This is a genomic window from Streptomyces sp. NPDC094032 (assembly GCF_040303965.1).
GTDB lineage: Bacteria > Actinomycetota > Actinomycetes > Streptomycetales > Streptomycetaceae > Streptomyces.
Genome location: NZ_JBEOUE010000047.1, coordinates 21,853 through 31,560, shown reverse-complemented (window position 1 = coordinate 31,560; position 9,708 = coordinate 21,853). Strand labels below are relative to the sequence as shown.

General features: G+C 74.8%; 7 protein-coding genes. 4 read left to right on the top strand and 3 right to left on the bottom strand.

Annotation, left to right across the window (positions count from 1 at the left end; all coding sequences use genetic code 11):
* Window positions 1-418 precede the first annotated feature (418 nt).
* Window positions 419-820, bottom strand: coding sequence for a MarR family winged helix-turn-helix transcriptional regulator (locus ABTZ54_RS34915; protein ID WP_351671739.1), 402 nt, complete (start codon window positions 818-820; stop codon window positions 419-421).
* A gap of 164 nt (window positions 821-984) precedes the next feature.
* Here ABTZ54_RS34915 and ABTZ54_RS34910 point away from each other — a divergent pair, with 164 nt between their 5' ends.
* Window positions 985-2,025: a quinone oxidoreductase family protein gene (locus ABTZ54_RS34910; RefSeq protein WP_351671736.1), complete on the top strand. Its 1,041-nt coding sequence runs from the start codon at window positions 985-987 to the stop codon at window positions 2,023-2,025.
* A gap of 1,162 nt (window positions 2,026-3,187) precedes the next feature.
* Here the strand turns inward: ABTZ54_RS34910 and ABTZ54_RS34905 are convergent.
* Both ABTZ54_RS34905 and ABTZ54_RS34900 read right to left on the bottom strand, forming a co-directional pair.
* The gene (locus tag ABTZ54_RS34905) at window positions 3,188-3,841 is read right to left on the bottom strand and encodes a hypothetical protein (RefSeq protein ID WP_351671733.1); all 654 of its coding nucleotides are present in this window, start codon (window positions 3,839-3,841) and stop codon (window positions 3,188-3,190) included.
* A complete protein-coding gene (locus ABTZ54_RS34900) occupies window positions 3,838-4,140 on the bottom strand; it encodes a hypothetical protein (protein WP_351671730.1) in 303 nt (100 codons plus the stop codon). The genes ABTZ54_RS34905 and ABTZ54_RS34900 overlap by 4 nt, the downstream gene beginning before the upstream one ends.
* Window positions 4,141-4,613: 473 nt before the next feature.
* On the opposite strand from ABTZ54_RS34900, the gene ABTZ54_RS34895 reads away from it, so the two are divergent.
* Genes ABTZ54_RS34895 through ABTZ54_RS34885 form a run of 3 tightly spaced genes read left to right on the top strand, consistent with a single transcriptional unit; the run spans window position 4,614 to window position 9,660 of the window.
* A complete protein-coding gene (locus tag ABTZ54_RS34895) occupies window positions 4,614-8,333 on the top strand; it encodes a CHAT domain-containing protein (RefSeq protein ID WP_351671727.1) in 3,720 nt (1,239 codons plus the stop codon).
* The gene (locus tag ABTZ54_RS34890; protein WP_351671724.1) at window positions 8,330-8,995 is read left to right on the top strand and encodes a hypothetical protein; all 666 of its coding nucleotides are present in this window, start codon (window positions 8,330-8,332) and stop codon (window positions 8,993-8,995) included. The genes ABTZ54_RS34895 and ABTZ54_RS34890 overlap by 4 nt, the downstream gene beginning before the upstream one ends.
* Window positions 8,995-9,660 (top strand): RES family NAD+ phosphorylase, encoded by a 666-nt coding sequence (locus tag ABTZ54_RS34885; protein ID WP_351671721.1) that lies wholly within the window; start codon window positions 8,995-8,997, stop codon window positions 9,658-9,660. The genes ABTZ54_RS34890 and ABTZ54_RS34885 overlap by 1 nt, the downstream gene beginning before the upstream one ends.
* Window positions 9,661-9,708: the final 48 nt, after the last annotated feature.

Genomic DNA, 9,708 nt, shown 5'->3' with positions numbered 1-9,708 from the left:
GATCCACTCGGCATTCGTCAGATCGCCCCGCCCCATGCCGGACACAACGAGCCAATAGTCCGACAGTCACATGATCCGCCGGACAGGCCCTAGGCGCGTAGCCGTGGCCGCCGTCTTCCCAATCGGAACCGGCCCAGTAGGTGCCGAACGCTCATAGGTGCCCGGGGACCACGTGGTGATGGTGAGTGTGTGTCTGCGGGCGAGCGGAACATTCCTGCTTGCGTGGGGGCGACAGGCTCTGGGCTGTTTGTGGCGGGTTCGTCGTGTCTGCCGTTTTGTTCTTGTCTTTCAGCGGGTGGCGTTCGATTGCGGTCGGCGCTGCGGGCGCGGCGGGGCAGGCGGGTATCGCAGGCGGGTCGGCCGGATTTTCCAGGGTGGCGCGGGGGATGGGGTTCCTGTGTGTCTGGCGGCTGAGGGTTCAGGCGGTGGGCGGGGGTGTGGTGTGGCGTGTCTGCTGGATGAGGACGGTGGTGGCTCGTTCCAGGAGTTGGCAGAGTGCGGTGTGTTCGGGGGGTGTGAATGCGTCGGTCAGTGCGCGTTCGAGGAGGATCACTTCTTGGTAGGCGTGGTCGAGGACCGTCTGGCCTTCGTCGGTCGGGGTGGCGATCTGTACTTTGGCGTGTACGGGGGATGCTTCGCGGCGGATGAGGCCCTTGGATTCCATGTTGGTGAGCACGCTGCTCATGCTCTGCTGTGTCACCCCGCAGGAGCGGGCCAGCTGGGCGCCGGACATGCCGCCGTCACGGGAGAGGGTCAGCAGCACGGTGTACTGCGTCATGGTCAGTCCGTAGCCGCGCAGTACGGCCTCGTGGTGTGCCATCAAGGCCTGTTCCGACCGTCTGATCCGGGTACAGAGGGACTCCTCGACCGGGGCTTCCATCATGCACTCCCACTCAACTAACAGGTTCATGCGTTGACTCAGGAACCTTATATGCCTACTGTCTCGACTATAAGGATACTGAGTCAACGCAAGGAGCTGTAGCTGTGAAGGCTGTCCTCCTCGACACCCAGGGCCACTACCACGTCGCCGAACTCGATGAGCCCGCCCCCGGCCCCGGCGAGGTGGCCGTCCGGGTCTCCTACGCCGGGATCCAGTGGGGCGACACCATGGTCCGGGACGGCCACTTCCCCGTCCCGCGCCCCTTCGTCCCCGGCTTCGAGGCGTCCGGGCGCATCACCGCAGTCGGCGAGGGCGTCGACCCGGACCGCATCGGTTCGCCCGTCGCCGCGCTGACCGCGGCGGGCGCCTGCGCCGAGGTGGTCGTGGCGCCCGCCGCGCTGAGTCTGGACGTCGGCGACCTGCCGCTGCGGACGGCCGCGGGTCTCGGCTGGGCCGCGCCGACCGCCTACGACCTGGTCAACACCGCGGCTCGAGTACGGCCCGGCGAAAGCGTGCTGATTCATGCCGCGGCCGGCTCGGTCGGTACCCTCGCCGCCCAGTTCGCCCGGACCGCCGGGGCCGGCCGGATCGTCGGCGTCGTCGGCAGTGCGGCCAGAGCCGACTACGCGGCCGGGTTCGGCTACGACCAGGTCGTGCTCCGCGAAGAGTTCCCGGCCGAGCTCGACGACGAACGCTTCGACACGATCCTCGATCCGGTCGGCGGCCCGACCCGCCGTACCGGCCTGGAGCAGCTCGCGCCGCACGGCCGCCTCGCGGTGTACGGCAACCTCAGCACCTATGAACCCGTCCTGGCCGACACCAACGACCTGCTCACACACGGCAGATCACTGATCACCTACAACAGCAGCCTGCTCAGCCAGACCCACCCGGAACGCCTTGCCGACAGTGCCCGCCGCGCACTCGCTCTCGTCGCAGACGGCACCGTGCGCGTGGACATCACCGCTGAATACGGCCTGGCGGACCTGGCCCTCGCCGTGCAGCGGCTCGCCGAGGGCACCACCCACGGCAAGAGCGTCCTCCGCATCGCCCGCCCGCGCCGCGTGCGGGGGGTGGGCGGTGGAGCTGGCTGGCCAGGCGCCGCAGGCCGAGGCGGGACGGGCGGAGGCGCGGGGATCGGGGGGTGAGGCGGTGCAACGGCCGGTACAGCGGGCGCGGGTGAAGGCGCCGGTTCCGGGGAGCCGGTGGAGAGGGACGTTGGCGTTGCAGTCCGGGGCGGCGTCGGGGCCGCAGGAGGAGCGGGTGGCGGGGTGGCGGCGGTCGAAGGCGCCGCGCTGGGCCGTGGCGCGGGCGGGGGACTGGAAGGCAGGTCCGGGGCCGGTCGGGTTGTCGCCGCCTTGTGGGCCTGACGCAGGGTGCGCCGGCCGAGGGAGAGCGGAAGCGGGCAGACAGACGGCCCGCTGTGCCCGAAGGCGGCGTCGTAGGTCCCATGGGCGAGGTGCCGGTGTTCCTCGGCGAACAGCTGCGGTTCGGGCCGGCCCCGGCGGGTGTCCAGACCTTCCAGTCGCCCACCGCCAGGACGAACGCGCCGGCTGTGAGCGGTGTGAGGAGGCCGGCGTGGTCGGAACGAACGCGTACGGTGGACTCGTTCCCGTCGGCCAGCCGGAGGACGGGCCTGCCCCGGCTGTCCTTCTCGACGGCGGTGACCTGGCCGTAGACCCCAACGGGGTGCCCGGGCTGTGACCCGCTGGCCGGCCGCGCGTACAGCCGGTCATGATCGTCGGGTGCGGGGCCGTGGCAGAACTCGCCCCAGCCCACCGCGTTCGCCTCCCCTGGGCGGCGGACCTCGAACCGGGCGACCACGTCGGCGTCCCAGCCGTGCTTCCGCAGGAAGCGGGCGATGACGACCGCGCTGTTGATCAGGGCAGGGAGCAGCTGGCCGGCCGTCGAGATGTCCAGACCGAACGGGCCGCCGGGCTCACAGGGCTCGGTCCCGGCGAGGGGGAGGGCGGCCCCGATCTGGCCGAGATCGCCGGGGAGCACCAGGTGCGGCTCGTCGCCCTCGACGACAGCCAGCCCCTTGTGACCCGTGCGCGATCTTCTCGAACACCTCGACGGGGTTGAGGGGGCGCATCTCCTCACGTTTCTCGTCCCTCGCGAGCCGGAACAGCGCGCCCTCGGGGAGCACGGCCCACCGAGGTCCGCTGGGACACCACCGGCGTCATGCAGTACACGCAGATCAGAGGGACCTTCTGGCGTCGCCGCCAGGGCTCGGCGTTGATCGCGTGCGGGTGGATCGTCTCGTCGGGCCCTCGTCGGCCCACGGTTCGCTATCGCTCGCCGAACCGCTCAAGGGCCGCCCGGCGGGGCGCAGGAGGGAGTCGGGCGGAGGGCGGTCACGGTCGACAGGTCGACGCTCACCTCGCCCGCCGCGGTCCGCAGGGCGAGACGCCCGGCGACCGTGCGGAGCGGTTCTCCGCAGAAGCTCCCGGAGGGCGTGGTGACGGTGAGCCGCGGGTCCTCGCCAGCCGGGCCGTACCAGGTCAGGGCGACGGCGGCCGTGAGCAGCGCCGCACAGCCGAGCGTGGCCACCACTCCGCGGGTCAGGGCCCGCGCCGCGCTCAGCGCCTCCTCGTGCCCGGCCGCCACCGGCCCGGTTGCAAGGGTGCCCGGCTCCGGGTCGGGGACCACCGACGCCGTGGGCCGCCCGTGCGCGGCGCGCAGCAGCATCATCCCTCCTGTCGCCCCGCCGAGCAGGGCGCCCAGCAGCAGCGCGCCGACCAGCACGCCGTAAGGGGCCGCGAGCGCGCCCACGTCCGTGCGCCCCTTCAGCAGCCCGAAGCCGATCAGCCCCAGCAGCAGCGAGCCCAGGCCGTTCCGCCAGGCCAGCGCCGTCTCCCGGACCCGGGGCAGTTCCTCGCGCAGCAGCCGTCGGCCACCGCGTGCGGACATCAGGTCGGCGGGCGTCCCGGCCGGGCCGGAGCGGGCCCGCCACGGCGTCACGGCGTCCGTTCCAGGACGACGTTCCAGTACGCGCCGCAGCCCTCCTCCTCTGCCGGACGCCCCGCGTGCGGCGCCTCGCACACGCACAGGACCGGCACGTCGACCGTCCGCGCGGAGCGGCCGCCCGGGCGCGGGTGCCGGAAGAGCCGGCGGGTGTACGTGAAGTCGAACGGGCAGGCGCAGCGCGGACACCAGCCGCTGAGCACCGCGCCGTCCCGGGTGCCGGTCACCCGGAGACCGGCGGTGTACGCGACGGCGTAGGACGCGGCGGTGACCTCGAGGTAGGGAAGCAGGGGCAAGGCCGGTCACCTTCCGAAGCGGAGGACAGGAGGCAGGGGAGCAGACGGGAGACGGGAGGCGGGGAGGAGGCATCGGGAGGAGCGGCGGCGTGAACGGGAGCGTCCCGGCCCGGCCCGCCCCCGCACCGGGCCGGCCCGGCCGGTCCCGTCCCGGCCCGGCCGGTCCCGTCCCGGCCCGGTCCCGTCCCGGCCCGGCCGGTCCCGTCCCGTCCCGGTCCCGTCCCGGCCCGGCCGGTCCCGTCCCGTCCCGGTGCGTCCCGTCCCGGCCCGGGGTCGGGCGGATCTGCCCCGCGTCGGTGTGCCCAGGCCGCGGAACGGGCGGGGCCTCGCCCTCGATCGTGACACGCGGACCGCCTCCCGGGCGGCCATGATCCGGTCGATCGCCGGACGGTTTCCGCGGACTCGCGCGCGCACGTGCCGCGCGTCGGACGAGCGGGCCATGATGGGCCGTATCGGCTTGCTGAGGAGGGGTGTTGGGGATCGAAGGCGAAGCGGTGGAGTCCCCCGGCGGCGCGATCGGGAGCCGGGTGGCCGACTTGGTGCGGCGTGCCGCGGAGGCCACGGTCGTCCCGATCGGGCAGGAGCCCCCGGCGGCGGCGCCGTCCGCAGCGGAACGGGACGCTCTGATCGCGGAATTCCGCATGTCGATAAGCGAGTTGGGCGACGGTCCGCCAGGCGGTCCGACACTGCTCCCCGCCTGTCTCGAACGCCTCGGCGCACTGATCGGCGCCCGCTGGAGCGCCGACCGTGAGGAGGCGGACCGCGACGAGGCCATCCGGCTGTTGCGCCGGGCGCGGGAAGGCCGGCTGCTCGGTGTCGGTCCGCACACCGAGGCGGCACGGAACCTGCTCGTGCTGCTCGTGGGTCCGTTCGGCGAGCGCAGGCCGCTCGGGATGGACATGGTGCAGTCCATCATCGACGCGTCCGTCCCGCTGGCGAACGGCGGACTCGGGATCATCGAGGCCGCCCCCGAGATCGAGCGGCTCGTCCACGAGATCGGCGCCGCCACACCCGGCGGGCTGCCCGAGGGCGCGGCGGAGTTCGTAGCCTTCCAGACGGACCTCCAGGCCGCGCTCGTCTCCGGCGACCCGTTGGCTCTGCACGGCCTGCTGCGTCGGGTGGACGTCCTCGACCAGCGGCTGCTGGGGCCCGTCGCCCCTCTGGTGGGGATGCTGCGGAACATGCTGCCGCCCACGACGGAAGGGCTGTCCCCGGAGACGATGCGTCCCCCCACGAAGGACGAACAGCAGGGGCTCCACACGCTGCTCGGGATGCTCACCACGGCCGTCGAACCCGGCGCCGTCTCCGCCGACCAGATCGCCTCTCTGCTCGGCGCCGCCGGGGCCCCCGGTCCGCTCGCGGACAGCAGGATCCCGGGCCCGATGCTCGCCATGGCCCGCGCGATGCTCGGCCTGGGCACGGGGGACGTGGGCCAGATGGAGACGGCGCTCGGTCTGTTGCAGTCCGCGGCCACGCAGGACGGAGCGGACGACGACCTCGTGGGGATCGTCCGCGGCGTGCTGCCCGGGCTGCTCGCCGGGGTCTCGCAGCTCGGTGGCAGCCACGCCGAACTCGGCCTGGCGGGGCAGCTGGCGGAGAGCATCCTCGCACCAGGCGACGGGCAGCGGCCGGCGCCGGCGCCGTTCGGGAGCCTGCCCGGCTCCGAGGACATGCTGTGGGCCAACCGCAACCTGTTGCTGCTCGGGCGCATGCGCGAGGCCGCCGACGCGCGCGACGTCCCGGCGCTCGACGAACTGATGGGGCAAGTCCTCGACGTCCTCGACGAACTCGACGAACTCGACGAACTCGACGGGGCCGACGGGGCCGACGGTGTCAGCGAGGCCGCCCGTACCGACGGCTCCGCCCGTACCGCCCGTACCGACCGGGCCGACCGGGCCGACCGGGCCAAGGCTTCCGGCACCACCGACACCCGGCGGGTGCTGCCCCTCTTCATCCTCTGCTACGGCCACATGGCCCTCGCACGGGCCGCCGACGACATCGGGCCGCTGCGCCGCGCCGGGCACTACTTCGACCAGGCGTACGAGGCGGCCGAGACCATGCCGTCCGCGCGGCGGCTCATGGACGCCCTCGCCGCACCGATCCTGGCCCTTACCTCGTACCTGGACCCGGACCCGGTGCGGGTCGCCGAGGCGGTGGCACGGGCCAGGGCCTCCCTCGACGGCAACCCCGTCGTCGCCGTCCAGCGGATCTGTATACGGATGGGCATCGCCACGGCGCTCTCCCTCCAAAACGGCGCGGACGGACGCGCGGCGGTCCTCGACGAGGTCGTCGACGAGCTCGAACGTGCCCGTGCCGAACTGGACGCCGGTACCGCGCAGGTGGCCGCGTGGCTGTACTGGGACCTCGCCGAGGCGTACGCGACGCGCGCCGGGAGCGCGCCGGGAGCCGACCTGGACCGCGCCATCGCCGACGCCCGCGCGTCGCTGCGGGCATCCGCCGACGACGTCCTGCTCCAGGAGGGCGTCCAGCACGGTCTGGACGTCGCCCGCGGCGGCGCCGCCCGGGGACTGCGGGCCGCCGCGTGGGCGGTCCGGGCCGGACGGCCCGACGAGGCGGTCGCCTGCCTGGAAGCCGGGCGGGCCCTGGTGCTCGGGGCCGCGGCCGTCTCCGCCTCGGTGCCGGAGCGGCTCGTCGAGCTCGGCGAGGACGAACTGGCCCGGCAGTGGCGGGAAGCACGCCCGGACGGCACGGTCACGGCGCCGCGGCAGGACCCGCAGCGGCTGCTGGAGACGATGCTCAACGGCGGCCCGGACACCCGGCTGCTGCCGAGCGGACTGCGTCGCGAGGTGCTCGCCCTGCTGCGCCGGCAGGGCGACGCCCGTGACGGCCGGGCGCCGGAGGCCGCCGTGCTGCGGGACGCGGTCGCCCGGTCGGGCGCCGAGGCCCTCGTATACCTGCTGCCGGGCGAGAGCGACGACGAGGGCTGGGCCCTGGTCGTGGCGCCGGACCGGGATCCCTGGGCGTTGCCCCTGCCGGCCCTGTCCGGGGCGGGGCGCGCACCGGTCGCCGCGTACGTGGAGGCCACCGCCGGCCGTTTCACCGCCCGTCGCGGCGCCGAACGGTGGGAGGCGGCGCTCGACGCCCTGTGCGACTGGGCGGGCGGTGGCGTGATGGGCCCCGTCCTGGACGCACTCGGCCTGTGGGAGCGGGGCCTGGGCGAGGCCGGTCTCCTCGCCGGTGCCGCGGCCGCCGCTTTGCCGGTGCGGCTGGCCGTCGTCGCCTGCGGGAACCTGGGCGTGGTGCCGTGGCAGGCGGCCCGGCTCCCCGTCCCCGACCGGTGGCGGGCGGCCGGCGCGCCGGCCACGGTACGGGCGTGCGAGCCCGCGGTCCTCACGTACGCCGCCTGCGGCCGGGAGTTCCTCCGTGGGGTACGCGCACGGCGGCTGCCGCTGACCCAGGGCCAGGCGCTGGTCTGCGTACCGGCCGACCTGGACATGGCCGAGGACGAGGTCCTCGCCGTTCATGACGCCTACTACCCGGGGGCGACGCTCTACGGTGAGTACGACACCCGCGTGTTCGCGGCGCCGCCGCCCGCGGGGACGCCGGCCGAGGTCCTCGGGCTGCTCGGCGCCCGCGCGTCCGGCGCGCGTCCGGCCGCCGTCGTCCACCTCGTCTGCCACGGCACGGCGGGCGCCGACCCCGGCTCGTCCGCCCTCGAACTGGGCCGCCCCGCGGGCGCGGAGCCCGGGGCCGGGCGCCTGTCGGTGACCCGGCTCCTCGACACCCGCCCGGGACCGGACGGCGCGGGGCGGCCGCTGGTCGTCCTCAGCGCCTGCGAGACCGACCTGAGCACCCACGACCACGACGAGGCGCTCACCGTGACCACCGCGTTCGTGCACGCGCTCGCGGCGGACGCCGTCGGCTCGCGCTGGAAGGTCAGCGACGACGCGTCGGCCGTCCTGATGACCGTCTTCCACCACCACGTGGCGGCCGGCCTCGCGCCGCCCGACGCCCTGCGCGCCGCGCAGCGCTGGATGCTGGCCCCCGCCGGTCTCCGGCCCGCGGTGCCGGGTCTGACCCCGCCGCTGCGGCGCACCGCCGGACGGCCCGAACTGACCGGGCCCGCCTACTGGGGGGCCTTCATCCACCAGGGCAATCCCGCACCCCGTGCCGACGGCACGCCCCCGCCCGCCACCGGGCACCCCCACCGGGAAGGAGAGCCGGCCGCATGACCCCCGACGAGTTCGTCGCCCTGCTCCGCGACCACTGGCCGCGGACGCTGGCGGAGCTGGACCCGGCCGCCCGCGAAGAGCTGGCGACGGCCCTGCGGAGACTGGCCGACAGCACGGAACCGCAGGCCGCCCAGGCGGCCCTGCGGACTCTGCGGCGGATCCTCCGCGCCCTGCCCGACGCGCATCCGGTGACCCGGGCCCTGCGCGACGGCGTCCGGTTCGCCGGCACCGCCGGCACCGCCGGCACCGCCGGCACTGCCGACGCTCCGGTGCTCGACCGGCAGCCGCTCCTCGCGCTCCTCTCCTCCCTGCACGGCCCGCCGCCGCCGGACCCGGTCCGCGCGCGGCTGCTGGCCGCTCCCGCTCTGCCGGCCGACGCCCTCGGTGCGGCCACCGGCAACCCCGGGCTCATCCGGCTGCGCCATCCCGAGCTCGGCGACCGCTACCCCCTGTTCCAGTTCGAGGCGGGCACCGGGCGGCCGCTTCCCGTGGTCGGCGTCATCAACCGCCTGCTCATGGCCGACCGCGACCCCTGGGGTGCCGCCGACTGGTGGCTGGGCGGCAACCGCCGGCTCGGCGGCGTACCGGCGGAGCTCCTCGGCGCGGTCCCCGACGCCCGGCTGACCCTCGCCGCGCGGGAACTGGTGGAGGGCGACCACTGATGCCGGAGCAGATCCCGCCCAGCGGAGCCTTGATGCGGCCCGTCGTCCACCGGCTCACCGCCGGCACCCGGCTCTGGCGGCTGCACCTGCACGCCTACCAGGCGCAGGAGTTCAATCCCCGGCTCGCCCACGAGTTCTTCCGGGGCAGCCGCTTCGACGCCACCGAGCAGGACCCCTATCCGTACCTCTACGCCGGCCTCGACCCGGTGACCGCCCTCTCCGAGGTCCTGCTGCGGTCGCTCGACTTCGACGACGCGACCGGGACCCGGCTGGTGCCCTGGGCGCAGGCCTCGCGCTACCGGCTGTCCGTCCTGAGCACCACCGAGGAGCTGAGGCTGGTCGACCTCACGACGGCCGAGGGCCTCGCCGGGGTCTGGCAGGACGGCTGGCTGGTGGACTGCGAGGAGCAGGACTACGCCAAGACCCGGTACTGGGCGCGGCTGATCCGCGAGCACTGCCCCGAACCGGCGGGGCTGCTGTGGCAGTCCAAGCGCTGCCGTCCCCGTCCCGCCCTCCAGCTGTTCGGCGACCGCTGCGAAGGGAAGTGGCTCCGCCCCGAACCGGACGAGACCCTGTGCCTCGACGACCCGGCGGACGTCCGCGAGGTGAACGCCCTCCTGGAGCCCCTGGGCGCCCGGATCTCGGTCCCGGACGACCTGGCCTGACCCCAGGGGGGGCGGCCGGCCGTCCCCGGCCGCGCCGGCGCGGCCCGG